At 68.4% G+C, this 24,072-nt stretch carries 22 protein-coding genes and 1 pseudogene; 16 read left to right on the top strand and 7 right to left on the bottom strand.

The genetic code is table 11. The features are described from left to right. The first annotated feature begins 22 nt into the window (after nucleotides 1–22). Complete coding sequence (locus tag ACFO5K_RS14115; protein WP_378563830.1) at nucleotides 23–472, top strand: hypothetical protein; 450 nt, start codon at nucleotides 23–25, stop codon at nucleotides 470–472. Here the strand turns inward: ACFO5K_RS14115 and ACFO5K_RS14110 are convergent, their stop codons facing one another. The 4 genes from ACFO5K_RS14110 to ACFO5K_RS14095 are packed head-to-tail and all read right to left on the bottom strand — an operon-like array spanning nucleotide 473 to nucleotide 4,852. Then, nucleotides 473–1,150, bottom strand: a complete 678-nt coding sequence (locus ACFO5K_RS14110; protein WP_378561583.1) for an endonuclease V — start codon at nucleotides 1,148–1,150, stop codon at nucleotides 473–475. A 5-nt stretch (nucleotides 1,151–1,155) separates the two neighbouring features. Next, entirely contained in the window at nucleotides 1,156–1,779 is a 624-nt protein-coding gene (locus ACFO5K_RS14105) for an acid phosphatase (protein WP_378561580.1), read from the bottom strand. A 7-nt stretch (nucleotides 1,780–1,786) separates the two neighbouring features. Continuing rightward, entirely contained in the window at nucleotides 1,787–3,031 is a 1,245-nt protein-coding gene (locus ACFO5K_RS14100; RefSeq protein ID WP_378561577.1) for an Rv3212 family protein, read from the bottom strand. A 24-nt stretch (nucleotides 3,032–3,055) separates the two neighbouring features. Then, the gene (locus ACFO5K_RS14095; RefSeq protein WP_378561574.1) at nucleotides 3,056–4,852 is read right to left on the bottom strand and encodes a DEAD/DEAH box helicase; all 1,797 of its coding nucleotides are present in this window, start codon (nucleotides 4,850–4,852) and stop codon (nucleotides 3,056–3,058) included. Between the two features lie 430 nt (nucleotides 4,853–5,282). On the opposite strand from ACFO5K_RS14095, the gene ACFO5K_RS14090 reads away from it, so the two are divergent. From ACFO5K_RS14090 to ACFO5K_RS14080, 3 genes are read left to right on the top strand one after another with little or no spacing between them, the layout of a single operon-like run. Continuing rightward, the gene (locus tag ACFO5K_RS14090) at nucleotides 5,283–6,335 is read left to right on the top strand and encodes an alpha/beta fold hydrolase (RefSeq protein WP_378561571.1); all 1,053 of its coding nucleotides are present in this window, start codon (nucleotides 5,283–5,285) and stop codon (nucleotides 6,333–6,335) included. 28 nt (nucleotides 6,336–6,363) lie between these two features. Then, nucleotides 6,364–7,053, top strand: a complete 690-nt coding sequence (locus ACFO5K_RS14085; protein WP_378561568.1) for a ferritin-like fold-containing protein — start codon at nucleotides 6,364–6,366, stop codon at nucleotides 7,051–7,053. Nucleotides 7,054–7,102: 49 nt separating this feature from the next. After that, complete coding sequence (locus ACFO5K_RS14080) at nucleotides 7,103–7,330, top strand: DUF3107 domain-containing protein (RefSeq protein WP_378561565.1); 228 nt, start codon at nucleotides 7,103–7,105, stop codon at nucleotides 7,328–7,330. A gap of 59 nt (nucleotides 7,331–7,389) precedes the next feature. Here the strand turns inward: ACFO5K_RS14080 and ACFO5K_RS14075 are convergent, their stop codons facing one another. Further along, nucleotides 7,390–8,052: a TetR/AcrR family transcriptional regulator gene (locus ACFO5K_RS14075; RefSeq protein ID WP_378561562.1), complete on the bottom strand. Its 663-nt coding sequence runs from the start codon at nucleotides 8,050–8,052 to the stop codon at nucleotides 7,390–7,392. Nucleotides 8,053–8,246: 194 nt separating this feature from the next. On the opposite strand from ACFO5K_RS14075, the gene ACFO5K_RS14070 reads away from it, so the two are divergent. The 6 genes and pseudogenes from ACFO5K_RS14070 to ACFO5K_RS14045 all read left to right on the top strand — a co-directional run bounded on the left by ACFO5K_RS14070 (nucleotide 8,247) and on the right by ACFO5K_RS14045 (nucleotide 13,485). Then, nucleotides 8,247–9,335 (top strand): DUF3152 domain-containing protein, encoded by a 1,089-nt coding sequence (locus ACFO5K_RS14070; RefSeq protein ID WP_378561559.1) that lies wholly within the window; start codon nucleotides 8,247–8,249, stop codon nucleotides 9,333–9,335. Between the two features lie 109 nt (nucleotides 9,336–9,444). Further along, nucleotides 9,445–10,626 (top strand): adenylyltransferase/sulfurtransferase MoeZ, encoded by a 1,182-nt coding sequence (moeZ, locus tag ACFO5K_RS14065; protein WP_378561556.1) that lies wholly within the window; start codon nucleotides 9,445–9,447, stop codon nucleotides 10,624–10,626. Nucleotides 10,627–10,736: 110 nt separating this feature from the next. Next, nucleotides 10,737–11,588 carry a TIGR02569 family protein gene (locus ACFO5K_RS14060; protein WP_378561553.1) on the top strand — a complete coding sequence of 284 codons (852 nt, stop codon included), beginning with the start codon at nucleotides 10,737–10,739 and terminating at the stop codon, nucleotides 11,586–11,588. A 71-nt stretch (nucleotides 11,589–11,659) separates the two neighbouring features. Further along, nucleotides 11,660–11,761: pseudogene (locus tag ACFO5K_RS14055) on the top strand (helix-turn-helix domain-containing protein); the annotation flags it as partial. Nucleotides 11,762–11,809: 48 nt separating this feature from the next. Beyond that, nucleotides 11,810–12,286 carry a helix-turn-helix domain-containing protein gene (locus tag ACFO5K_RS14050; RefSeq protein WP_378563827.1) on the top strand — a complete coding sequence of 159 codons (477 nt, stop codon included), beginning with the start codon at nucleotides 11,810–11,812 and terminating at the stop codon, nucleotides 12,284–12,286. Next, nucleotides 12,283–13,485 (top strand): HipA domain-containing protein, encoded by a 1,203-nt coding sequence (locus ACFO5K_RS14045; protein WP_378561550.1) that lies wholly within the window; start codon nucleotides 12,283–12,285, stop codon nucleotides 13,483–13,485. Before ACFO5K_RS14050 ends, ACFO5K_RS14045 begins: the two co-directional genes overlap by 4 nt. Before the next feature lie 54 nt (nucleotides 13,486–13,539). On the opposite strand, the gene ACFO5K_RS14040 is transcribed toward ACFO5K_RS14045, so the two are convergent. Together ACFO5K_RS14040 and ACFO5K_RS14035 are read right to left on the bottom strand one after the other, a co-directional pair. Continuing rightward, nucleotides 13,540–15,021 (bottom strand): MFS transporter, encoded by a 1,482-nt coding sequence (locus ACFO5K_RS14040; protein ID WP_378561547.1) that lies wholly within the window; start codon nucleotides 15,019–15,021, stop codon nucleotides 13,540–13,542. Between the two features lie 161 nt (nucleotides 15,022–15,182). Then, entirely contained in the window at nucleotides 15,183–15,872 is a 690-nt protein-coding gene (locus ACFO5K_RS14035; RefSeq protein ID WP_378561544.1) for a FadR/GntR family transcriptional regulator, read from the bottom strand. Nucleotides 15,873–16,207: 335 nt separating this feature from the next. On the opposite strand from ACFO5K_RS14035, the gene ACFO5K_RS14030 reads away from it, so the two are divergent. The 6 genes from ACFO5K_RS14030 to ACFO5K_RS14005 all read left to right on the top strand — a co-directional run bounded on the left by ACFO5K_RS14030 (nucleotide 16,208) and on the right by ACFO5K_RS14005 (nucleotide 24,027). Further along, nucleotides 16,208–17,356: an MFS transporter gene (locus ACFO5K_RS14030; protein ID WP_378563824.1), complete on the top strand. Its 1,149-nt coding sequence runs from the start codon at nucleotides 16,208–16,210 to the stop codon at nucleotides 17,354–17,356. A gap of 227 nt (nucleotides 17,357–17,583) precedes the next feature. Beyond that, nucleotides 17,584–19,038, top strand: a complete 1,455-nt coding sequence (locus ACFO5K_RS14025; RefSeq protein ID WP_378561541.1) for a nitrate/nitrite transporter — start codon at nucleotides 17,584–17,586, stop codon at nucleotides 19,036–19,038. 29 nt (nucleotides 19,039–19,067) lie between these two features. Next, complete coding sequence (gene nirB, locus ACFO5K_RS14020) at nucleotides 19,068–21,608, top strand: nitrite reductase large subunit NirB (protein ID WP_378561538.1); 2,541 nt, start codon at nucleotides 19,068–19,070, stop codon at nucleotides 21,606–21,608. Nucleotides 21,609–21,671: 63 nt separating this feature from the next. Next, on the top strand, nucleotides 21,672–22,049 hold the full coding sequence (gene nirD, locus ACFO5K_RS14015; protein WP_378561535.1) for a nitrite reductase small subunit NirD: 378 nt from the start codon (nucleotides 21,672–21,674) through the stop codon (nucleotides 22,047–22,049). After that, entirely contained in the window at nucleotides 22,046–23,278 is a 1,233-nt protein-coding gene (locus ACFO5K_RS14010; protein ID WP_378561532.1) for a uroporphyrinogen-III synthase, read from the top strand. Before nirD ends, ACFO5K_RS14010 begins: the two co-directional genes overlap by 4 nt. After that, nucleotides 23,275–24,027, top strand: coding sequence for a sirohydrochlorin chelatase (locus ACFO5K_RS14005; RefSeq protein WP_449289682.1), 753 nt, complete (start codon nucleotides 23,275–23,277; stop codon nucleotides 24,025–24,027). Before ACFO5K_RS14010 ends, ACFO5K_RS14005 begins: the two co-directional genes overlap by 4 nt. The last annotated feature ends 45 nt before the right edge of the window (nucleotides 24,028–24,072 follow it).

The following is a 24,072-nucleotide window of genomic DNA, read 5'->3' as shown; positions in this document are numbered from 1 at the left end:
GGGGCACGTGACGGAGCACGACATGACCAAAGGTGACCAGCACGGCAACGGACGAGAGGACTCGGCCGGCCTGCCGGGCACGGTGCGGGTGGCCGGGGTGCTGGTGACGCTGGAGGGTCTGGCCGGTGTGGTCACCGCGATCGTGCTGGTGGTGCGGGCGATGACCGGTCACGATCAGTCGGTGGCCAGCGGGATCGGCACCGCGATGTGGTTCGCCGTGCTGTTCGGCGGTGTCCTCGCCGCCGGTGTCGCGCTGCTGCGCGGCAAGCGCTGGGGACGCGCCATCGCGGTCATCGCGCAGGTGCTGTTGCTGCCGGTCGCCTGGTCGTTGCTGACCGACTCGCACCAGCCCCTGTTCGGCAGCCTGCTGGCGCTCGTGGCGGGCGGCGGGCTGGTCGCCCTGTTCGCGCCGGCGTCGAGCCGGTGGATGGCCCAGGAGTACGGCGAGCTGCCGCCCGAGGACCAACGCTAGTCAGCTCGTGGCCGCGCGCAGGGCCGCGCGGCACAGCCGGTCGGCGGCCCGGGTGGTCTCCGGTTGCCGGAACCCGTTCGTGAGGGCGAGCACCTGTGCGCACGCGGTGTCCAGATCGATGAGATGACCGACCGAGACGAACAGTGGTTTCACCCCGTCGCGGGTCCGCAACGCGCGCCCGACGACCGCGCCGTCGATGGTCACCTCGCTGCTGTCACCGCGCCGTGGTCCGGGTGCGGCGTATTCGCCCCACACCGATTTGGCCACCCCGATCGTCGGAATTCCGGTGAGCACCCCGACGTGGCAGGCGAGTCCGAATCGCCGGGGGTGTGCGATGCCCTGCGCGTCGCACACCAGTAGATCCGGTGTGCCGGTGAGCTTTTCCAGCGCCGCTATCGTGGCGGGCAGCTCGCGGAAAGCGAGCAGGCCGGGCACATAGGGGAAATCCGAAATTCCGTGCGCCACCGCAGTTTCCACGGTCGACAAAGTCGCGGTGTCGAGAATTACCGCGGCGGCGGCAACGCTGCCGTCCTCTGCATAGGCCGAATCTATTCCGGCCGCGGTCGCGAACCGCGGTGTCCCGACGGTTTCGGCTCGAACCCGAGGACGCAATGAATCCTGGAGTGCCACAGCCTCTTCCGGTGTCCGTGGCCACGCGTGCGGTAATGCGATGCGCATTCGGCTCAGCGCGCCGTCGAGTTCGGTACCGGCGGTTCGGTGCGCACGGTCAGATTGTGCGCCCAGATGGTGTGGGCGTCGTGGTCATAACCCAGCACGCTGACCGCCCCGGTGGACATCGCGAACCGGCGACCCTCCCGCACCGGGAATTCGGCCCAGCGCGCGATCAGCACCCGGGAGAAGTGGCCGTGGCCGACGAGCACCACATCGCGCCGGGGCAACAGCGTTTCGGCGCGGGCCAGCATACGGTCGGCCCGCGCGCCCACCTGCTCGGCCGTCTCACCGCCGGGGACGGGATGGGTCCACACGGTCCAGCCGGGAACGGTCTCGCGGATCTCGGCGGTGGTGATGCCCTCGTAGTCGCCGTAGTCCCATTCGACGAGATCGTCGTCGACCTCCGCGGCGGCCAGGCCGGCCAGTTCGGCGGTCTGCCCGGCGCGCAGGCGCGGGCTGGTGATGATCAGCGGATCACGCAGCTGCAGCGAAGCCAGGACCAGGGCCGCCGAGCGGGCCTGCGCCCGGCCGAGTTCGGTCAGTGGCAGGTCGGTGTGGCTGGTGTGGCGGCGCTGCGCGGACCAGGTGGTCTCACCGTGGCGCAGCAGGACCAAGCGGGCGTCGGGTGCGGACATGGGTCCATCATGACAGGGCCGCGAGGGCATACAGCCGGCCACCGCGCCGCTCGAAGACGGTGGAGCCGAGCGCCGCGGTGGAAATGGTGTCGCCGTGGTAGTCGCTGCGCTGGACCGGGATTCGTGCCACCACGGCGCCGTCGGCCGGGTCCACCGCGTGCAACCCGCCGACCACCGGGACGAGTAGTTCGCCCGCCATCCGTGCCGGGGTGCCGAGTGCGCCGGGCACCGTCCACATCGGCTGTAATGTGCTGCTGTCCAACGAGATCACGCTCTCGCCGGTGAACACGTACAGAGCCTTGCCCAGCCGGGTCACCGTGGTGCGATCCGACCACGGCGCGGCCAGCGGATGGGTCGCGATCTCGTTGCCGGTACCGTCGTGCACCACCAGCCGGGCCGGCGCGGCCAGGCCCGAAGCGGTCGCCGGGACCGGTGGGTAGTACACGGCGACCTTGTTCTCCGACACCGCGAGCACCCGCACCTCGGGCGCTTCGGCGCCCGGCGCGGTGAGCACCCGCGACCCGTACTCCTCGGGATCGGTGGCTTCCTTGGGCGCAGGCTTCAGCACGGTCAGCCGGGCGGTGGGATCCTGCGGGCAGCGTTCGAGCACCGCGAGGCGGGTGGAACTCGACGCCGCCGAACGCAGCGCGCACCCGGTGCGTGGTTGGGTGTTCGGATTCACCGGGGCATCGACATAGCCGTACTCGAGGGTGCGTACCAGATCGGAGCGCCACAGTTCGAGCCGCTGCGGGCCGAGCGCCAGCAGGTAGGTGCCGTCACCGGAGAGGCTGACGGTGTCGTCGAGGTAGCTGCTGCGGGCGATGCTGCGGGCGCCGGTGTCGGCCGCGAGCATGATGGTCTGGCTGCACCCGCGCTGATCACGATAGGTGGCGATCACGGCACCGTACTGGGTTTCCACCCCGCACAGCGGCATATCGCGGTGGTACCACCAGAGCTGCTCACCGGTGAGCGGATCACGACCGCTCACCGTGCCCTCGTCACCGGTCACCACCACATTGCCCGCCACGAGCGCGCGCGCACTCGCGGAATCGGCCGCGTGCCACTGCTCCTGCAGGGCGGCGGGCAGTTCCGTCGCCGCCACGACCGTCGGGGCGGGGGAGTCCGACACCACCGACTCGGTACCGGTGGCATCGGCACGTGCCCATACCACGATCGCCGCCACCAGCACGGTGACGGCGATCGCTATCGCGGCAAAGATATCGGCGCGGGTCCGCCGCTCCGGTGCGAGCACGACATGGAGTGTAGTGCGGTGCCTTTAAGCGTCCACCGTGACCGCGCCGTCGGGGGCGGTGGTGTCGGTCGACTTGCGGCGGCGCCTGCGACGGGCGGGCTTGGCGTCGGCGGAGTCCTGGTCGGCGTCGGCGGCCGCGGACCCGGTGGTGTCGGCACCGTTGGCGCTCGTCCCGGTGGTGACCGGGTCGGCGGATGCCTCGGAGTCGGCCGCGGTGCCCTGCTCGCCGGTGGCCGCGTCGCCATCGGCGGGCTTGCGGCGACGGCGCCTGCGACGGGCGGGCTTGTCGCCTTCGGCCGCGTCGGCGGGCCGATCCGCCGACGTCGAGTCGCCGCTCGAGCCTCCTGTGGTCGAGCTCTCGCTGGTCGAGCCCTCGGTGTTCGAGCCCTCGGTGGTGGCCGAGCCGGCCTTACCACCACGGGTGCGGCGGCGGCTGCGGTTCGACTTGGGGCGCTCGGTGCGCTCCTCGACGACCACATCGTCGGCTTCGCGGGCCGGCTGCGCCTTGCGGACCACACCGCTGACGCCCTCGGGGATGCCGAGTTCGGCGTACAGGTGCGGCGAACGCGAGTAGGTCTCGGCGGGATCGGGCATACCGAGGCCCAGTGCCTTGTCGATGGACGCCCAGCGATGCAGTTCGTCCCAGTCGATCAGGGTGATCGCGACACCGGTGCGCCCGGCGCGGCCGGTGCGGCCGATCCGGTGCACGTAGGTCTTCTCGTCCTCGGGGCACTGGTAGTTGATGACGTGGGTGACGTCGTCGATGTCGATGCCGCGTGCGGCGACATCGGTGGCGACGAGCACGTCGATGCCGCCCTTGCGGAACTTGGTCAGTGCCTTCTCACGGGCGATCTGGCCGAGGTCGCCGTGTACCGCGCCGACGTTGAACCCGCGCTCGGCGAGATCGTCGGCCACCTTCTGCGCGGTGCGCTTGGTGCGGGTGAAGATCATCGTGGCGCCGCGGGTCTCGGCCTGCAGCACGCGTGCGACCAGCTCGGCCTTGTCCATCGCGTGCGCGCGGTAGACGAACTGCTCGGTGCGGTCGTGCACCGCGGAGTCGTTGGCCAGCTCTGCGCGGATGTGGGTCGGCTTGGTCAGGAAGGTGCGGGCCAGGGTGATGATCGGGCCCGGCATGGTGGCCGAGAACAGCATCGTCTGACGCTTGTCGGGCACCATCGACAGAATGCGCTCGATGTCGGGCAGGAAGCCCAGGTCGAGCATCTCGTCGGCCTCGTCGAGGACGAGTACGCCGATCTTGCCGAGGATGAGGTGGTTCTGGTTCGCCAGATCCAGTAGTCGACCGGGGGTACCGACGACCACGTCGACGCCGTCGCGCAGCGCGGCGATCTGGGTGTCGTAGGGGCGGCCACCGTAGATGGCGGCGACCTTCAAGGGGCCCTGGTGGTTGGTGAGGTACTTGCTCGCGTTCTCCAGGTCCTTGGTGACCTGGACGCACAGCTCACGCGTCGGCACGATGACCAGTGCGCGCGGGGTGCCGTCGAGCGGGGAGGTGCCGGTGTCGGCGCTGGCAATGCGGTGCAGCAGCGGCACACCGAAACCGAAGGTCTTGCCCATGCCGGTGCGGGCCTGACCGATGAGATCTTCGCCGGCCAGTGCCAGCGGCAGGGTGAGTTCCTGAATCGCGAAAGTGCGTTCGATGCCGATCTCACCGAGTGCGCGCACGATTTCTTCGCGCACGCCCAATTCGGTGAAACTCGGCGGGATGTGGGTGGTGTCCAGTTCGGCCGTCAGGAGCGTGTCGGTCACACCGGGTTCCTGTTCGACAGTGAGCTTGCTCAGGGTTCGTGCCTTCCTCGTCATTGCATCTCGCACGCACGAGGTGGGGCGGGCCGGTCGGCCCGCGACGACCACATATCCGCCTGTGATACTCCCCGGGCCAGCGCCGATCGCTTCTGCGTCATCGGCGCGGCACATCGGTGATGCGGATTCGGTGCGCGCACATTTTCCTGGTCAACGCCGTGCCAGCCCGCGCTCTGCGCCGGTGGTGCCACGCCCGCGAAGTACGCCGGGGCGACGAAATTAGCGTTGTCCTTGGTGATTGTAGCGTGATAATGTGCGCAATCCGAATTTCTGGTCGGCCCGATGCTGCCCGAATATCGGTGCCGAATCCGGTGGACCTGCATCGACCGTGTGTCGCAGCACAATTCGGCCGGGCTGATTGTCGCGCGTGTCGCCGGATGTAACGGAGCTCACTGGTACCGGCGGTACCGGGTGTGAGACATTTCTTGTCGTGAGCATCACCGAGACCGTCACCACCGCCGCTCGCAACGCGTGGGCGCTGAGCTTCGGCGCGGGCATCGAGCCGGTCGACCCAACGCCCTCGACCGTGCTGTGGGACGAGCCGCACCGGCTGCTGCGTCGATACGACACCGAATACCGTAGCGCGGCAAGCGATTCCGCGGTCCTGCTGGTGCCGCCGCTGGCGGCCCCGGCCACCTGTTTCGATCTGCGCCGCGACCAGAGCCTGGCCCGCTACCTCGTGGAGACCGGTCGGGCGCCCTACCTGATCGATTACGGCGAGATCGGCTTCGCCGACCGCCGGATGGGTTTCGAGGACTGGGTCACCGACATCCTGCCCGAGGCGATCCGGCGCACCAGCGCTGATCGCGGTGGCGCACCCGTTGACCTCATCGGCTGGTCGATCGGCGGCATGTTCTCGCTGCTCACCGCCGCCGCGAACGCCGAACTGCCGATCCGCTCGATCACCGCGGTCGGCGCGCCGCTCGACTACGACAAAATGCTCGGCGTCCCGCAGTTGCGCGCGGTCGCCAAGCTCACCGGTGGCCGCGCGACCACCGCCGTCGTGCGCGCGGCGGGCGGCATCCCCGCACCGCTGACTCGCCTCGGCTACCGACTGGCCGCCTACGACCGTGAACTGGCGCGCCCGATGTTCATCGCGAGCAATATCGCGCGCACCGACACCCTGGCCAAAATGGAATCCATCGACCGTTTCCAGGCCGCCATGCCCGGCTACCCGGGGCGGTTCTACGGGCAGCTGTGGGGCCGGATGATGCTGGCCAACGACATCGGCAACGGCAAACTCGAACTGCGCGAGCGCACCATCCGGCTCGCCGACGTGCGGGTGCCGGTGCTGCTGATCGGCGGCACCGTCGACGTGATCACCCCCAAAGCCGCCGTCGAGGCCGGACTGCGCACGCTCTCGGGCGCGCCGTCGGTGACCTACGAGGTGGTGCCGGGCAGCCACCTGGGCATCCTGACCGGGCCCGAGGCCCGCGAAACCACCTGGGCCCACCTCGACAAATTCCTGGCCGAACGCGAATGAGGACGGACCAGGACTATTGTTGACGGTCATGGGAGCCCAGATCTCAACCGTGCCGGATGCTGTCGCCACCGAACCGCTCGCCGCCGACCACCCAGGGGTGACCGAACTGTTCGCGGTTCTCGCCTACGGTGAGCTCACGGCCTTCTATCGGCTCGCCGAAGAAGCCAAGCTGGCGCCCTCGCTACGGGGGCGGGTGGCCGTGGCGAAGATGGCCGCCGCCGAACTGGCGCACTTCGAAACCCTCGAGGCCGCCCTGACCGCGCGCGGCGCCGACGCCGAAGCCTCGATGAGCCAGTACCAGGGCGCACTGGACTCCTACCACGCCTCCACCGACCCCTCCACCTGGCTCGAGTCGATGGTGAAGTTCTACGTCGGTGACGGCCTGGCCGCCGACTTCTACTCCGAGATCGCCGGCGTGCTGCCCGCCGACGTGGCCGAGGTCGTGCGCGATGTGCTCGCCGAAACCGGGCACTCGCAGTTCGTGGTCGACGAGGTCCGCAGCGCGGTGGCCGCCAGCCGCTCCGAACGCGACCGCCTCACCCTCTGGGGTCGGCGCCTGCTCGGCGAGGCGATCACCCAGGCGCAGTACGTGATGGCCCAGCGCGACGAGCTCGCCGAACTGGTCCTGGCCGCGACCGGCGACCTCAACGGCATCGCCACCTTGTTCGACCGCATGCAGGAACGCCACGCGGCCCGCATGTCACAACTGGGCCTGTAACAGTAACCTTGGGGTGACAGCACAGGACTCTTACGTTCGGAGGTTGGCCGTGGAGGTCAAGATCGGTATTTCGGATAGCCCGCGCGAGCTCATCATCAACAGCTCGCAGAGCCCCGATGAGATCGAGGCGTTGGTGTCCGATGCGCTGAGCGGCGCCGACGGCGTTGTCTCGCTCAGCGACGAGAAGGGCCGTAGGTTCCTGATCCAGGCGTCGAAGGTCGCCTACGTGGAAATCGGTTCGCCGGCCGCGGGTCGTGTCGGCTTCGCCACGGTCTGAGTCCTGACACCGAAAAGCCCCGCACCGGAACCGGTGTGGGGCTTTTTTCGGGTGCCGAGTCAGGGCGTGGGATGCAGCGGGACGTGCTTGAGGCCGCCCCAGGCCAGCGCGACGGTGGTGTCGACCGCTTCGTCCTTGGGGACCGGGCGATCGGCTTCGAGCCAGTAACGGGCCGAGAACTGGCTCGCCCCGACCAGCCCGACGGCCAGGATGCGGGCCCGGTAGGGGTCGAGGCCGGAGTCGTGGGCGACCAGATCGAAGACCGCGTCGACACAGGCTTCGGTGGCCTGCTCGACGCGGCGCTGCACCTGCGGTTCGCTGGTGAGGTCGGACTCGAAGACGAGGCGGAAACCCTGCATCTCGTTGTCTACGAAGTCGAAGTAGGCCGCGACGGCGGCGCGCACCCGCTGCTTGTTGTCGGTGGTGGAGCGCAGCGCCTGGCGCACACTCGACACCAGGATGTCGACGTAGTTCTGCAGCACCGCCAGATACAGCTCCAGCTTGCTCGCGAAGTGCTGGTAGAGCACCGGCTTGCTGACCCCGGCGACCTGGGAGATCTCGTCCATGCCCGCGGCGTGGTAGCCACGCTGCACGAAGACCTCGCTGGCTGCCAGCAGCAGTTGCTGGCGGCGTTCGTCACGGGGCAGGCGGGTGCCGCGCTTTGCCGGGACCGTCTCCGGCACCGATCGGCGCGAGGTCATGCGGTCCACGAGGTCAGTCATCTCTGCTCTCTTTGTCGACTACGCCGGGTGTGGTGTGTGCGGCCCGGTGTTCCACGAACGATACTCGTCTCGCGTTTCCCCCGAGTGCCGCCCTGGAACTGTAGTACCAGCCCACGGAGTTCGCCGGGCCGTAACCGCGGGATCTCGCGCGGCCGCCCGCATCCCCGATTTGCGCCCTGTGAGAATCTGAAGGGGTGACCGACCGACCGGAACGACCATCCGGCGGCGGGCGCGATGTCGCTCGCCCCACGCAACCCACCGAGTCCGGTTCAGTGACGTCGGCGCCCGAGGGGCAGGAACTGCAGGTCTACGACCCGCTGGGGCTGTATCAACCCGCCGACCGATCCCGCCAGCCACTGCGCGCGCGCTGGGACCCCACCGACACCGGCAACGGCCGCGCCCGCAGCCCGCAGCGAGACGCGAAGAAGCAGAGTGCGATCGGCCGGTTCGTCTCCACCTACGGCTGGCGTGCCTACGCGTTGCCGGTGTTGCTCGCGGTGACGGTGTTCGTCGCCGTCGACGCGGTGCGCCACAGCCCGGCGACCCCGGCCACCGAGCCGGGTTTCGGCGAGCTTAGCCCGAACGTGGCGCAGTCCGGCATCATCGGCGCACCCCCCGGTCACGGGAAGTTCCCCGAGAACCTGCCGCTGGGCGCGCTGCCCGAAGGCGGCGATTTCGCCGAGCGCGGCGGCGGCAACTGGCATGTGGTGCCCGGCACCAGCGCGCAGGTGGGGGCGGGCCACGAACGCGTGTTCCGCTACACCGTCGAAGTGGAGGACGGCGTCGACACCGCGCCCTACGGCGGTGACGCGGCGGTGGCCAAGATGGTCGAGACCACCCTGGCCAATCCGAAGAGCTGGAGCCACGACATCAAGTTCGGTTTCCAGCGCGTCGACGCGGGCGTGCCCGACTTCCGCCTCTCGCTCACCTCGCGCGACAGCACCCGCGCCGCTTGCGGTTTCGAGATTCCGATCGACTCCTCGTGCTACAACGCCGACCTGGACCGGGTGGTGCTCTCGGAGGTGCGCTGGGTGCGTGGGGCGTTGGCTTTCGACGGCGACATCGGCTCCTACCGGCAGTATCTGATCAACCACGAGGTCGGTCATGCCATCGGCTACCACGAGCATCAGCCGTGCGAGGCCGACGGTGGTCTCGCGCCGATCATGATGCAGCAGACCTTCGGCACGAAGAACAACGACATCGCCCAGTTGGATCCGCACGGTGTGGTGCCCGCCGACGGCAAGACCTGCCGGTTCAATCCCTGGCCGTACCCGCGCGGGTAGGGACCGCGCCCATGCGGGAACATGGACGGGAAGAACAGCGCGGCCGGTCACGTTGTAGAGCAGGACGCCACACGCGGCGCCGACCGCACTAGATACAGGAGTTCCCAACGTGTCTTTCAACGGGTCCCTCCCGCCGCTCGTCGAGCCGGCCGCGGAACTGACCAAGGACGAGATCGCGCGCTACAGCAGGCACCTGATCATCCCCGACCTGGGCGTCGACGGTCAGAAACGGTTGAAGAACGCCAAGGTGCTGGTGATCGGCGCGGGTGGCCTCGGCTCGCCCGCCCTGCTGTACCTGGCCGCGGCCGGGGTGGGCACGCTCGGCATCGTGGAGTTCGACGAGGTCGACATGTCGAATCTGCAGCGCCAGGTCATCCACGGCGAATCCGACATCGGCCGGTCCAAGGCCGACAGCGCGCGCGACTCGATCCTCGAGATCAACTCCGGCATCGACGTGCGGCTGCACAAGGTGCGGCTCGAACCCGACAACGCGGTCGAGCTGTTCGCCGACTACGACCTGATCCTCGACGGCACCGACAACTTCGCCACCCGGTACCTGGTCAACGACGCCGCCGTCCTCGCGGGCAAGCCCTACGTGTGGGGCTCGATCTACCGCTTCGAGGGCCAGGTCTCGGTGTTCTGGGAAGACGCGCCCGACGGTCGCGGCATCAACTACCGCGACCTGTACCCGGAGGCCCCGCCGCCGGGCATGGTGCCCTCCTGCGCCGAGGGCGGCGTGCTCGGCGTGCTGTGCGCGTCGATCGGTTCGGTGATGGTGACCGAGGCGATCAAGCTGATCACCGGAATGGGCGAGACGCTGCTGGGCCGGCTGATGGTCTACGACGCGCTGGACATGAACTACCGCACCATCAAACTGCGCCGCGACCCCGAACGCGAGCCGATCACCGAACTGATCGACTACGAGGCGTTCTGCGGTGTGGTCTCCGAAGAGGGTGTCGCCGCCGCGGCCGGTTCCACGATCACCGCCGCCGAGCTCAAGGAGCTGCTCGACGCCGACAAGGTCGAACTGATCGACGTGCGCGAACCGGTGGAGTGGGACATCGTCCACATCTCCGGTGCGACGCTGATTCCCAAGGACCGCATCCTGTCCGGTGAGGCGCTCGCGGACCTGCCCCAGCACAAGCCGATCGTGCTGCACTGCAAGACCGGGATCCGCTCGGCCGAGGCGCTGGCCGCGCTCAAGCGCGCCGGTTTCGCCGACGCCACGCATCTACAGGGTGGTGTGGTGGCTTGGGCCAAGCAGGTCGACCCGTCGCTGCCGGTCTACTGATCGACAGGTCGGGGAAGGCGGCCTCGCCGTTGGTTGCGGCGAGGTCGCAAAGTGAACCGGGCCAGCGTGCCGTGGGGCTCTTGACGCGGAACCAGGGTTACGGTACGGCCGTGACCTCAGTCGAACCTCCCGAACATGTGCGAGCCACATTCGGACTTCGCGAAGTGGCACCGGTGTCCCTCAACGACTGGGACGGCGGCTGGCGGCTGGGTGACGTGGTGCTGAGCCCGGTGGCCGATCACGCGCGGGCCGCCTGGTCGGCGAAGGTGCGTGAGCACCTGGCGGTGGACGGTCTGCGGATCGCGCATCCGGTGCGAGCCACCGACGGCCGGTATGTCGTCTCCGGCTGGCGGGCCGACACCTTCGTCGACGGTGCGCCCGAACCGCGCCACGACGAGGTGGTGTCGGTGTCGCTGCGATTACACAAGGCCACCGCGGAACTGGAGCGCCCACGGTTCCTGGTGCAGCCCCCGGTGGCGCCGTGGGTGGACGTGGACGTCTTCGTCGCCGCCGATCGCGCGGCCTGGGAAACGGTGCCGCTGCGCAGTCTGCGCGCGGGCGGGGTGCCGCTGGCCACCACGCCCGACGGGCAGCGCAGCCTGGAGCTGATCGGTCAGCTGTCCACCCTGCGCAAACCGGTCCGCAGCCCCGACCAACTGGTCCACGGCGACCTGTTCGGCACCGTGTTGTTCTCCGGCGCCCACACCCCCGCCCTCACCGACATCACCCCGTACTGGCGTCCGGCCACCTGGGCCGCGGGCGTAGTGGTCGTCGACGCCCTGGCCTGGGGCGGCGGCGACGACGGCCTCCTGGAACGCTGGTCCACCCTGCCCGAATGGCCGCAGATGCTGTTGCGCGCCCTGATGTTCCGCCTGGCCGTACACGCCCTGCACCCCCGCTCCACCCCCGAAGCCTTCCCCGGCCTGGCCCGCACCGCCGACATGGTCCGCTTGGTGCTCTGACGGCAGCTCGGACGAATCCGGCGTCGGCCTCAGGCGCGCTGTTCACCTGGCCGGATCGGTACAGTTGTGTCATGAATGTCGCCGAGTATGCGGAGCTCGCTGGAGTATCGCCTCGGCGTGTACGTGTCCTGGCCCGAGGCGGCGCGTTGCCCGCTCGTAAGGTCGGTGGCCGGTGGGTGATCGAACCGACCCCGCCGATTCGGCGGGCGGTTCGGCGGCCGTTGTCGGAAGTATCGCGGGGTGCGCTGGTTCGTGCGCTGCACACCAAGTCGCTGGAGGGTTTGTCCGGTCAACTGCGCGCACGCACGGCGCAGCGATTGCGGCTACTGCGCACGGCGCAGGATCCGGCGGAATTGCTGGTCGACTGGTGGGCGGGGCAGGTGCCGACGCATCTCGACGGTGGGTCCAACCTGGTGGTCCACGCCATCGCGGGAAATACGTCGCGGGTGCGCGAGGTTTTGCACCGACCGAGGCGCGAGTACATGCGCTACCCGTCGACATTGGCCCAGGTGGTCCGGGACGAACGCACCATCCAAGGTTTGACCCGCGCGGAATTGGCTGCCCGCGCCGACGTCGACCGCGCACTGGTGGCCGACATCGAGCGAGCTGGGCGACTGAACGACATCACGGGTCTTCGAAAGCTGTTGCGTACCCTGGGAATCGAACCAACCGCCTTGCCCGCGATGGACCTGCGATGACCCGCGTCCTGCACGCGTGGTTGGCGGGGCACTTCGCCGGTAGCTTCACGGCTGAGCGTTCCGGTCTGATCAGATTCGATTACAGCGACAGCGCACCGTCTACACCGATCTCCCTGTCCTTGCCACGTGGCGGCGGGGCCACTCGACGCGCAGCAGTGAATTTCCTGGACAATCTGTTGCCGGACAACGCCTCAGCTCGACATCGGATGGCATCGGTCTACGGCCTCGGTTCGATCGATACTTTTGATCTGCTGGCCGAGGCGGGCGGTGACGTCGCGGGTGGACTGGTGCTGTCCGCGCGCGACGAGCCGCCGACCATCGGGCCTTTGGTGCTCGATCCGGCCACCGACGCGGATGTGGCAGGGCGGATCGACGCGGTGAAGCGGTCTCCTGATCAGTGGGTGGACGCGTCGACACCCGCGCGATTCTCGCTGGCCGGTACGCAAGGCAAGTTCGCCCTCGCTGACATCGGCGGCGAATGGTACTGGTCGAACGCGACGGTGCCGTCGACGCACATCGTCAAACCGGCGCGCCCCGGTCTGGCGGGGCTGGAAGATGTGGAAGCAATGGCGCTGACGCTGGCCGCGCAGGTCGGTGTAGGTGCGCCGAGTGCGCGAGTTGTTCAGGTACTCGACCAAACCGCCTACCTCGTCGAGCGGTTCGACCGAGTGCGGTCCGGGCAGATTGCGGGGCGATTGCATGCCGAGGACATCGCGCAGGCGATGGGCAGGAGCCCAGACGAGAAGTACGGGGTCTCTGCATTACAGGTCCTACGACTGCTCCGCGAGCAGGTCGATGATCAGATCGCCTATGACTTCGTCGGTCAACTGGCGTTCAATACATTCGTGGGCAACGCGGACGCGCACGCCAAGAACTACTCGCTGCTCCTGCGCCACGACAACATCGCCCTTGCACCGATGTATGACGTGGTGCCGGTCGGGCTGTACCCGGAGTTCGATCAGAAGTTGGCGATGCGCATCGGTGGAGCGCGCTACGCGGCCGAGGTCACGCCGGCGCATTGGCGCAAGCTAGCTCGCACATCCGGACTGGCGGAAGACCGCGTCGCGGAAATGGTGGCAACGCTTGCTCTGTCACTGCGTGACGCTGTCGACATGTTGTCAGTCGGCTCGGTGGTCGACGAGGTCTCACGAAGCCGGGACCTCGTATACGCGAACACGAAATCCATCGCGGACAGCTGAATGCCACGTTCGGGTGCGGGTCCGAACGTGGCATTCGATTTGTGCGGGGTCGGCTCAGACGTTGGCGTAGGCCAGCGACGGCATCTTTTCGGTGGCGAAGGTGGAGCGCAGGTAGAACCACCAGGTGACAGCGGCCATCACCAGGAAGGCGACCGCGTAGCCCCAGAAAGCGGGGGTCATCGAGCCGAAGGTGATGTTGGACAGGCGAAGTGCCTGTTGGAGGAGGAATCCGCCGAAGGCACCGACCGCGCCGATCACACCGATCGCGGCACCGGCCTGGCGGCGGGCCGTCGCCTGTGTTTCGGCGGCGTCGAGACCGTGCTCGGCGCCGTACTTCGCGGTGGTGGCCCCGAAGATCGAGGGGATCATCCGGTAGGTGGAACCGTTGCCGAGGCCGGTGAGCACGAACAACAGCAGGAACGCGGTGAGATAGAGCGGGAAACTCCGCATCGAGAGCGCGGCCATGATCAGGCCCACCGCTACCGCCATTCCGGTGAAGACGTAGACGGTGATCCGGGCACCGCCGATGCGGTCGGCGAGCCAGCCACCCACCGGACGGCTGAACGAACCGACGAACGCACCGAGGAAGGCCAGGTTGCCGACCACGGTGATCCAGCCGATCTGGGCCAGATCCGGGAAGTTGGCCTTGATGAGGGTGGGGAAGGCGAAGGAGAAGCCGATGAACGAACCGAAGGTGCCGATGTAGAGCAGCGACATGATCCAGGTGTTGGCGTTGGTCAACGCCAGCTTGTAGGACTTGCCATCGGCCTTGGCCGAGACGATGGAGTCCATGTAGCGCAGCGCGCCGAACACCGCGACCAGCACGAACGGTACCCAGATCAGGATGGCGAGGGTGATGCCGAGGCGGTAGCCCGCGGCATCGTCGGCCAGCAGGTGTGTGCCGAGCGTGATCAGCAGGGGTGCCGCGAGCTGGGTCTGGGCCACACCGAGATTGCCGCCCGCGGCGTTGATGCCGAGCGCGGCGCCCTTCTTGCCCTCGGGGAAGAAGAACGAGATGTTGGCCATCGAGGACGAGAAGTTGCCGCCACCGACGCCGGCCAGCGCGGCCAGCAGCACGAAGACCCACATCGGGGTGCCGGGCTGATTGACGAACCACGCCATGCCGAGGGTGGGGAACATTAACAGTCCGGCGCTGAACGCGGTGAACGCTCTACCGCCGAAGCGGGGGATCGCGAAGGTGTACGGGACCCGTAGGGTCGCGCCGACCAGGCTGGGTACGGAGGTGAGCAGCAGCGCGTTGGCGACGGCGGTGGGATTACCTCGGCCGAGACCTTCCAGGAAGGTGAAGCCCGCGGCGCCCATGGCGGTGACGATGGAACCCCACAGCACCCACACGCTGAAGCCGAGATTCTCGGCGAACACGGAGAACCAGAGATTCTTCTTGGCGGTCTGTTCACCGCCCGAGGCCCAGAAGGCCGGATTGTCGGGTTCCCACCGGGTGAGCCAGCGGCCTCTCTTCTGGTACTCGAACGACGGGGCTTGCGTCGGCTGGCCGGTGGCGGCGATTGCGGTCATCGGCGTCCTCTCGATCGGGGCGCGTATTGCGTTGTCTCGGATCAAGATAGGAGGCGGTTGTTGCGTGCCGATGGCCTCGCGTGACGATGCCGACAACTCCGACTCACCGATGGTGGCCGGCTGGGGTGACCGGACGGAAACCTCGACGTAGGACGCGCTGTTCAGCGGTCCGGCGACTCCGCGCGATCCGGGTATTCGGCGATGAGGGAGCCGAGGAAGCAGCTGGTGGCGCGCATGGCGCGCTCGGAATCGCCGTCGATGACCGCCTGGACGAGTTCGGCGTGCTCGGTGTCGTAGGCGTCGTCGGACTTCGCGGTCCTGGCGTGGATCACCTGTTCGATGACCGGCAGCAGGGAATCGTAGAACTCCAGATACACCGCGTTGTGGCTGGCGACCACGATCGCGCGGTGCAACTCGACGTCGGCGGCGATGGCCACCGGGTCGGCCTCGGACCAATTGCGGTTGCTGCGTTCGGCCAGCAGGCTGCGCAGCGAGGCGATGTCGGCGTCGTCGCGGCGGCGCGCGGCCAGGCCCGCGGCGGTGGTGTCGAGCGCCTGGCGCAATTCGAGGATGTCGCGTTCGTGGGCGTCGGCGAAGTATTTCGCCAGCGTCCCGCCGACCTCGGAGGTGGCGATCACGTAGGTACCCGAACCCTGACGGCGTTCGAGCATCCCGGCGTGGACCAGGGCCTGGACGGCTTCGCGCACGGTGTTGCGACCGGTCCCGGTGAGCTCGGTCAGTTCGGGTTCGGTGGGGATTCGCCGGCCGACCGGCCAACGACCGGAACGGATCTCGGCCCGTAGTTGTTCGGTTACTTGGGCGATGAGGCTTGTTCGCCGGACGGGTTGCACGAGAGCAAGGGTACCGCTGCTCACAAATCATTGCCCCCATGATGGGGTCATCCTATGATTCTGGGGTGACTTCTCCTGCCTCCTCACCCGCCTCTCCGGATACTCAGATGCGCGAGGATGGGCAGGTGGGCGGCCGTCGGGAGGCGATCGGTCCCGTCCACCCGTCTCCTGCGCGTCACCCAGGTGCTGACGAAGGCATCCGGGTCGAGTCGGACCGCCCGGTCGACGTGGCCGGTCGGGCCGACGGGGCAAGCCGTGACGAGGCCACTGATGACGACCAGATCAGTCGCCGTTCCCTGATCGAAGGCCGCCTGCTGGTGCTGGCGGCCATTGTCATGTCGGCGCTCACCCTGCGCGCAGCGGTGACCGCGTTCAGTCCGCTGGCCGAGCGGATCGGCGCCGACATCGGGTACGGCACGGCCATCGTCGGGGTGTTCGGGATGCTGCCGACCGCGATGTTCGCGGTGGCCGGGCTCATCACCCCGTTGCTGGTGCGGCGGGTCGGGCTCGAGCGGACCGTGCTGGTGGCGATGCTGCTGGCCGGGTTCGGGTCGCTGGTGCGGGTGTTCTCCGGCGGGACCGGTGAGCTGCTGACGTTCTCCGGAGTGGCGCTGCTCGGTATGGGCATCGGCAACGTGGTGATCCCGCCGCTGGTGAAGCGGTACTTCTCGGACCGGCTGGCCGTGATCAGTTCGCTCTACATCGTGATGGTGCAGTTGAGCACCGTGATCCCGGCGTTCATCGCGGTGCCGGTCGCCGAGGCGCACGGGTGGCGCATCTCGATGGGTGTGTGGGCGCTGGTCGGCTTCGCCGCGGCGGTGCCGTGGCTGGTGGTCCTGCGGGACCGGCGCGGGCGCGACAAGGTCGACACCACCGCCGTGCCCGCCGAACCCACTGTCGCGGTGGGCAAGGCCTGGCGTTCGCCGGTGGCCTGGGGGATGGCCGGCATGTTCGGCATGACCTCGCTGACCACCTACGCGATCTTCGCCTGGTTGCCGATGATCCTGGCCGACGCGGGCGCGAGCGCCGGTTTCGGCGGCAGCATGGTGGCGTTGTTCGCGCTGATCGGCCTGATTCCGGCGCTGGGCGCACCGACCGTGGTCTCGCGGATGCGCAATCCGTTCCCCGTGGTGGTCGGCTGCATGGTGCTGTTCGTGACCGCCTTCGTCGGCCTGCTCGTAGCCCCCATGCACCTGACGTTGCTGTGGATCGTGCTGTTGGGTCTGGGCCCGAGCACCTTCCCGATGGCGCTGACCTTGATCAACCTGCGCACCCGCACCCCGCAGGGCTCCGCGGCCCTGTCCGGTTTCACCCAGGGCGTGGGTTACGCCGTGGCGTGCATCGGCCCGCTGCTGTTCGGCATGCTGCACACCTGGACCGGTGGCTGGGTGGCGCCGTTCGGGCTGCTGGTCATCGCGCTCGGAGTGCTGCTGCTCGGTGCCTGGCAGGCCTGCAAACCCCGCATGCTCGAAGACACGTGGTGAGCGTCACCTGACCGCTTGATTGTGCCGCCTCACGGGTGCGCGCGCTGATTTCTCGCCGCATTCTTACCTGCGGAAACCGTTGTGTCACCTGCCCGAAACAAAAGGGCCGATCTCACCCGCTGACCGCGCGGCAGGTGAGAAACCGTTGATTCAGGCGACATTTCCCGCAGCATGTCGGCAATACCCGTTTCCTACCGTTGGGCCATCGCACTTTTGGGAGGCCCGACTTGAGCACGCTGAAACGGAACCACGACATCGCGCACTGGGATGCCGAAGATGTCGCGGCCTGGGAGGCCGGCGGCAAGGATGTTGCCCGGCGCAATCTGATCTGGTCGGTCATCGCCGAACACGTCGGCTTCTCGGTGTGGTCGATCTGGTCGGTGATGGTGCTGTTCATGCCCTACGAGCAGTTCGGGATCGACGCGGGCGGCAAGTTCTTCCTGGTCGCGGTCTCTACGCTCACCGGCGCTTTCCTGCGCATTCCCTACACCGTGGCCACCGCCAAGTTCGGCGGGCGTAACTGGACCATGATGAGCGCGGGCATGCTGCTGGTGCCCACGTTGCTCGCGCTGTACTTCATCAACCAGCCCGGTACCTCCTACACCACCTTCCTGATCGTGGCGGCCTTCGCCGGTATCGGTGGCGGCAACTTCGCGTCGTCGATGACCAACATCAACGCCTTCTACCCGCAGCGGCTCAAGGGCTGGGCGCTGGGAATGAACGCCGGTGGCGGCAATATCGGTGTCCCGGTGATCCAGTTGCTCGGACTGCTCGTGCTGGCGACCCTCGGCGCGAACTACGCCTCGGTCATCTGCCTGATCTACCTGGTGTTCATCGCCCTCACCGGTATCGGTGCCGCGCTGTACATGGACAACCTGAAGAACCAGAAGGCCGACATGTCGTCGATGCTGGAGGCCCTGCGGGTGCCGCAGTCCTGGGCGATCGCGTTCCTCTACATCGGCACCTTCGGTTCGTTCATCGGGTACAGCTTCGCGTTCGGTCAGATCCTGCAGATCAGCTTCGCCGCCGGCGGTGACTCCGCGGTCCAGGCGTCGCTGCACGCGGCGCAGATCGCCTTCATCGGGCCGCTGCTCGGGTCGATCTCGCGGCCCTACGGCGGCAAGCTGGCCGACCGGATCGGTGGCAGCAAGGTCACCATCGCCACCTTCTTCGCGATGATGGCCGCGACCCTGCTGGTGATCGTGGCGAGCACGATGAGCGACCGCAACGGTGGGGTCGCCGACGGTCCGGTGATGACCATCCTGGTGGCCGGTTTCATCGCGCTGTTCGTGCTGTCCGGTTTCGGCAACGGCGCCGTCACCAAGATCATCCCGTCGGTGTTCGAGGCCAAGTCCAAGAGCCGTCCCGGCACTGCGGCGGCGCGGGCCGACTGGTCGCGCAACACCTCGGGTGCGCTGATCGGCTTCGTCGGCGCGGTCGGCACCCTCGGCGGCGTCGGCATCAACATGGCGCTGAAGTCGTCGTACTCGGCCACCCAATCGGCCACCGCCGCCTTCTGGGTGTTCCTGTTGTTCTACGTGCTCTGCGCCGCCGTCACCTTCACAGTGTTCCTGCGCCGCCCGAGTTCTGTTCGCGTCCCGGTCGACTCCGATGTGGTGGTCGAAGCAGAGAGCCTGGTCATCGAGGCCGAGCAGTCCACCACTTCGTCGGCTCGCGGCTGACGCGCGACCACTATCAGGAGGCCATCGTCATGAATACTCAGCGCAAAACAGTGGTCGTGGTCGGCCACGGCATGGTCGGACACCGTTTCGTCGAAGCCCTGCGGGCCCGCGACGAGGCCGGGCAGTGGCAGATCATCGTGCTCTCCGAGGAGAAGCTGCCCGCCTACGACCGCGTGGGGCTGTCCTACTACGTCGGCAACTGGAACCCCGACGAACTGGCCCTGCCCGGCAATTCCTACGACGGCGACGAACTGGTGCAGCTGCGGCTGGGCCAGCGCGGCGAGACCATCGACCGGGCGGCCAAGACCGTCACCAGCTCCAACGGTGACGTCATCGCCTACGACGCCCTGGTCCTGGCCACCGGCTCCTACCCGTTCGTGCCGCCGGTGCCGGGCCACGATCTGCCCGAATGCTTCGTCTATCGCACCATCGAGGACCTCGACGGCATCCGCGCGGCCGCCGAAGCCGCCGGGCCCGGCGCGCACGGTGTGGTCGTCGGTGGTGGTCTGCTCGGGCTGGAAGCAGCCAACGCGCTGCGGCTGATGGGGATGACCCCGCACGTGATCGAGTACAACGACCGGCTGATGCCCGCCCAGGTCGACGCCGGTGGTGGCGCGATCCTGGAGAAGCTGGTCTCCGATATCGGCCTGAACGTGCACACCGGGGTGGGCACGGCGAAGATCGTCTCGATCGAGGAAGAGGGCGCCGACAACGTCACCCTGCACCTGTCGGACGAGTCCGAGATCCACGCCTCGCTGGTGGTGTTCTCCGCCGGTATCCGCCCGCACGATGCCCTCGCCGGGTCCGCGGGCCTCGAACTCGGCGTGCGCGGCGGCATCCTCACCGACACCACCCTGCAGACCTCCGACCCGAGCGTCTACGCGATCGGTGAGTGCGCCGCGATCGAGGGCGTCTGCTACGGCCTGGTCGCCCCCGGTTACACCACCGCCGAGATCGTCGCCGACCGTCTGCTCGGCGGTGCGGGCGAGTTCCCCGGTGCCGACATGTCGACCAAGCTGAAGCTGATGGGCGTCGACGTGGCCTCCTTCGGTGACGCGCACGCCACCACCGAGGGCGCGCTCGAGGTGGTGCTGCACGACGCGGCCAAGGGCACCTACGCCAAGCTCGTCGTCTCCGACGACGCACAGACCCTGCTCGGCGGCATCCTCGTCGGTGACGCCAGCCAATACGCGGCGTTGCGCCCGCTGGTCGGTCGCCCGCTGCCGGCCGACGCCGCCGCGCTGATCTCCCCGGCCGGGGCCGAACTCGGCGCCGACGCGCTGCCCGACGACGCGCAGATCTGCTCGTGCAACAACGTGAGCAAGGGCGCCATCTGCGGCGCCATCGCCGAGGGCGCCTGCGACATTCCCGCCGTCAAGGGTTGCACCAACGCCGGTACCTCCTGCGGTGGCTGTGTGCCGATGATCAAGAAGCTGCTCGAACAGTCCGGGGTGGCGCTGTCGAAGGCGTTGTGCGAGCACTTCACCCAGTCGCGCGCCGAACTGTTCGACATCGTCAACGTCACCGGCATCCGCACCTTCTCGGAGCTGATCGCCAAGCACGGCACCGGCGCGGGCTGCGACATCTGCAAGCCGACCGTGGCCTCCATCCTGGCCTCGACCTCGAGCGAGCACATCCTCGACGGCGAGCAGGCCGCGCTGCAGGACACCAACGACCACTTCCTGGCCAACCTGCAGAAGAACGGCACCTATTCGGTGGTGCCCCGGATGCCCGGCGGTGAGGTCACCGCCGAACAGCTGATCGTGATCGGCGAGGTGGCCAAGGAATTCGGTCTCTACGTCAAGGTCACCGGTGGTCAGCGCATCGACCTGTTCGGCGCGCGGGTGGAACAGCTGCCGCTGATCTGGCAGCGGCTCGTCGACGCGGGCATGGAATCCGGGCACGCCTACGGCAAGTCGCTGCGCACCGTGAAGAGCTGCGTGGGCTCCACCTGGTGCCGCTACGGGCAGCAGGACTCGGTCGGCATGGCCGTGCTGCTGGAGAAGCGCTACCGCGGTCTGCGCTCACCGCACAAGCTCAAACTGGCCGTGTCGGGTTGCGCGCGCGAATGCGCCGAAGCGCGCGGTAAGGACGTCGGCGTGATCGCCACCGAGAACGGCTGGAACCTCTACGTCGGCGGCAACGGTGGTCTCACGCCCAAGCACGCGGTCCTGCTGGCCGGCGAACTCGACGACGAGACCTTGATCCGCTACATCGACCGCTACCTGATGTTCTACATCCGTACCGCCGACCGCCTGCAGCGCACCGCACCCTGGCAGGAGGCCCTCGAGGGCGGCATGGATTACCTCAAAGCCGTGGTCTGTGACGACAGCCTGGGCATCGCGGCCGATCTCGAGGCCGCCATGGCCAAGCACGTCGACGGCTACAAGGACGAATGGGCCGCCGTGCTCGAGGACGAGAACAAGCTGTCGCGCTTCGTGTCCTTCGTCAATGCCCCTGACGAAGCCGATCCCACGATCTCGTTCGACGACAGCGGAGAACGCAAGGTCCCGGTGTTGCTGGGGATTCCCGCGGTTGTTGCCTCGGACACAGCACCGATCGGGAAATAAGCGCTTAACCGTGCGGAAACAGTGCGCCTGTACCAATAGGTAGGGCGTTCGGAGGAGGAACCGATGACCGTTATCGATACACCCACCATCACCATGGAGACCACGACCTGGACTCAGGCGTGCCCCCTCGACTTCCTGATCCCGGGCCGCGGCGTGGCCGTGCTGCTCGAAGGCGGCGAGCAGGCCGCACTGTTCCTGCTTCCCGACGGCACGCTCGCCGCGGTGGGCAATGTCGATCCGTTCGGGCGGGCCGCGGTCATGTCGCGGGGTATCGTCGGTGACCGCGCCGGGGTGCCGGTCGTCGCGTCGCCGCTGCTCAAGCAGGCTTTCTCGCTGATCGACGGGCACTGCCTCGACGCGGAGACCACCGCGTTGCCGGTGTATGCCGTGCGGATCGTGGACGGCGTTGTCGCGGTGTCGAACGAACCGGTGCCTTCATGAGCTCTGTACCCGAAGCCGGGCCCCGCCTGGCTGGTTTCACCATCGGCGTCACCGCCGCGCGACGGGCCGAGGAATTCGGCACCCTGCTCACCCGCCGGGGCGCGACGGTGGTGTCGGCGCCGGCCATCCGGATCATCCCGCTCGCCGATGACTCCGAGCTCGAACGCGTCACCGAACAACTGATCGTGCATCCGCCGCAGATCGTCGTCGCCACCACCGGCATCGGTTTCCGCGGCTGGATGGAAGCCGCCGAAGGCTGGGGGCTGGCCGAAACCCTGCGCGACACGCTCGCCACCACCCGGCTGCTGGCCCGCGGTCCCAAAGCCAAGGGCTCGATCCGCGCCGCCGAACTGCGTGAGGAATGGTCACCCGCTTCGGAGTCCTCGGCCGAGGTGCTCGACCACCTGCTCGCCGAAGGGGTGGACGGGGTGCGGATCGCGGTGCAGCTGCACGGCGCCACCACCGAATGGGAGCCGGTACCCGACTTCTGCGAGGTGCTGCGCTGCGCGGGCGCCGACGTGGTCCCGGTGCCGGTGTACCGGTGGGAACCGCCCGCCGACCGGGGCCCGATGGACGCGATGATCGAGGCGATCATCGCGGGCAGCCTCGACTGCGTCACTTTCACCAGCGCCCCCGCGGTGGCCTCGATGCTCATGCGCGCCAAGGAAACCGGGCTGCTCGATGCGCTGTTGCACGCGTTGCGGGGCCGGGTCCTCGCGGCCTGCGTGGGCCCTATCACCGCGGCGCCGCTGGAAGAACTCGGAGTGCCGACGACCATGCCCGGGCGCGCCCGCCTGGGTGCGCTGGCGCGCCACGTGGCCGAGGAACTGCCGCGCCGGGCCGGACGCATCTACGCGGCCGGGCACCTGATCAGCGTGCGCGGTGGTTGCGTGGTGGTCGACGACGAGGTGCGTCAGCTGGCGCCCGCCCCGATGGCGTTGATGCGGGCCCTGGCCCGTCAGCCCGGCCGGGTGGTTTCCCGTGAAGACCTGCTGGCCGCGCTACCCGGTGGTGGCGAGGACACGCACGCCGTGGAGACCGCGATCGCGCGCCTGCGCGCCGGGCTCGGGAAGCCCAAGGCGATCCAGACCGTCGTCAAACGCGGTTACCGGCTCGCCCTGGACACCGCCGACTGCGCCGACACGCCGGTGCCGCAGCCGCCGCGCGCCGCCGGGATCGCGACACCGGCCAGATCGCCGCGCCCAGCCCAGCCGATCGGGGTGTGGTGAGTACGGCCCGGCCGGGGGAACCGGCCCTGGTGCTCGTCGCGCACGGCACCCGCAGCGCGCGCGGGGTGGAGATGATCGCCGCGCTCGCCGACGCGGTGGCCGCCGAACTCGGCGCCAACGGTGCAGGTGCGCAAGAGGCCGCACCGAATCCGGCCTTGCGCACCGCGTTCGTCGACGTACTCGGCCCCTCGCCGTCGGAGGTCCTGCGTGATCTCGACGGACCCGCCGTGGTCGTCCCCGCCTTCCTCGCCTCGGGTTATCACGTGTACCAGGATGTTCCGCGCGAAGTCGCCGAGAGCGGGCACGACGCCGTTGCCGTGACACCGGCGATGGGGCCCGACCCGGCGCTGGCCCGGATCATGGCGATGCGGTTGCGCACTGCCGGGTGGCAGCCCGGTGACGCGGTGGTCTTCGCTGCCGCCGGTTCCTCGGATTCGCGTGCGCGCCAGGATGTTCGGCGCGCCGCCGGAATGCTCGCCGAACAGATCGGCGCTCCGGTGCGGATCGGTTACGTGGCCACCGGAGCACCGCGGGTGCCGGAAGTGGTTGCCACGCTACGTGAGTCGGGTGCACAGCGCGTGTTCGTCGCCTCCTATCTGCTGGCTCACGGACTCTTCCAGCAACGCCTGCACGATGCCGGAGCCGACGGAGTCGCCGAACCCATCGGCGTGCACCCGGCGGTCGTGCGCTTGATCGCCGAGCGCTACCGGGTCGCCGTACAGGAATTGGCGCGCGCTCGCGTTCGGTGAGCCGAAGTGGCCGATCCTCCCGGTACCCCGGGTGAGTCGGACCGA

Source organism: Nocardia halotolerans, assembly GCF_042650145.1.
Lineage (GTDB): Bacteria > Actinomycetota > Actinomycetes > Mycobacteriales > Mycobacteriaceae > Nocardia > Nocardia halotolerans.
Note: the sequence above shows the minus strand (reverse complement) of the source record. Positions and strands in the feature narration are given on the sequence as shown.

Excerpts from the sequence above, each read along its gene's own strand:
- nirD (WP_378561535.1), top strand. The coding sequence starts at position 21,672 with ATGACCGTTATCGATACACCCACCATCACCATGGAGACCACGACCTGG.
- ACFO5K_RS14110 (WP_378561583.1), bottom strand. The coding sequence starts at position 1,150 with ATGCGCATCGCATTACCGCACGCGTGGCCACGGACACCGGAAGAGGCT.
- nirB (WP_378561538.1), top strand. The coding sequence starts at position 19,068 with ATGAATACTCAGCGCAAAACAGTGGTCGTGGTCGGCCACGGCATGGTC.
- ACFO5K_RS14115 (WP_378563830.1), top strand. The coding sequence starts at position 23 with ATGACCAAAGGTGACCAGCACGGCAACGGACGAGAGGACTCGGCCGGC.
- ACFO5K_RS14045 (WP_378561550.1), top strand. The coding sequence starts at position 12,283 with ATGACCCGCGTCCTGCACGCGTGGTTGGCGGGGCACTTCGCCGGTAGC.
- ACFO5K_RS14030 (WP_378563824.1), top strand. The coding sequence starts at position 16,208 with ATGTCGGCGCTCACCCTGCGCGCAGCGGTGACCGCGTTCAGTCCGCTG.
- ACFO5K_RS14085 (WP_378561568.1), top strand. The coding sequence starts at position 6,364 with ATGGGAGCCCAGATCTCAACCGTGCCGGATGCTGTCGCCACCGAACCG.
- ACFO5K_RS14075 (WP_378561562.1), bottom strand. The coding sequence starts at position 8,052 with ATGACTGACCTCGTGGACCGCATGACCTCGCGCCGATCGGTGCCGGAG.
- ACFO5K_RS14010 (WP_378561532.1), top strand. The coding sequence starts at position 22,046 with ATGAGCTCTGTACCCGAAGCCGGGCCCCGCCTGGCTGGTTTCACCATC.
- ACFO5K_RS14095 (WP_378561574.1), bottom strand. The coding sequence starts at position 4,852 with ATGACGAGGAAGGCACGAACCCTGAGCAAGCTCACTGTCGAACAGGAA.
- ACFO5K_RS14040 (WP_378561547.1), bottom strand. The coding sequence starts at position 15,021 with ATGACCGCAATCGCCGCCACCGGCCAGCCGACGCAAGCCCCGTCGTTC.
- ACFO5K_RS14105 (WP_378561580.1), bottom strand. The coding sequence starts at position 1,779 with ATGTCCGCACCCGACGCCCGCTTGGTCCTGCTGCGCCACGGTGAGACC.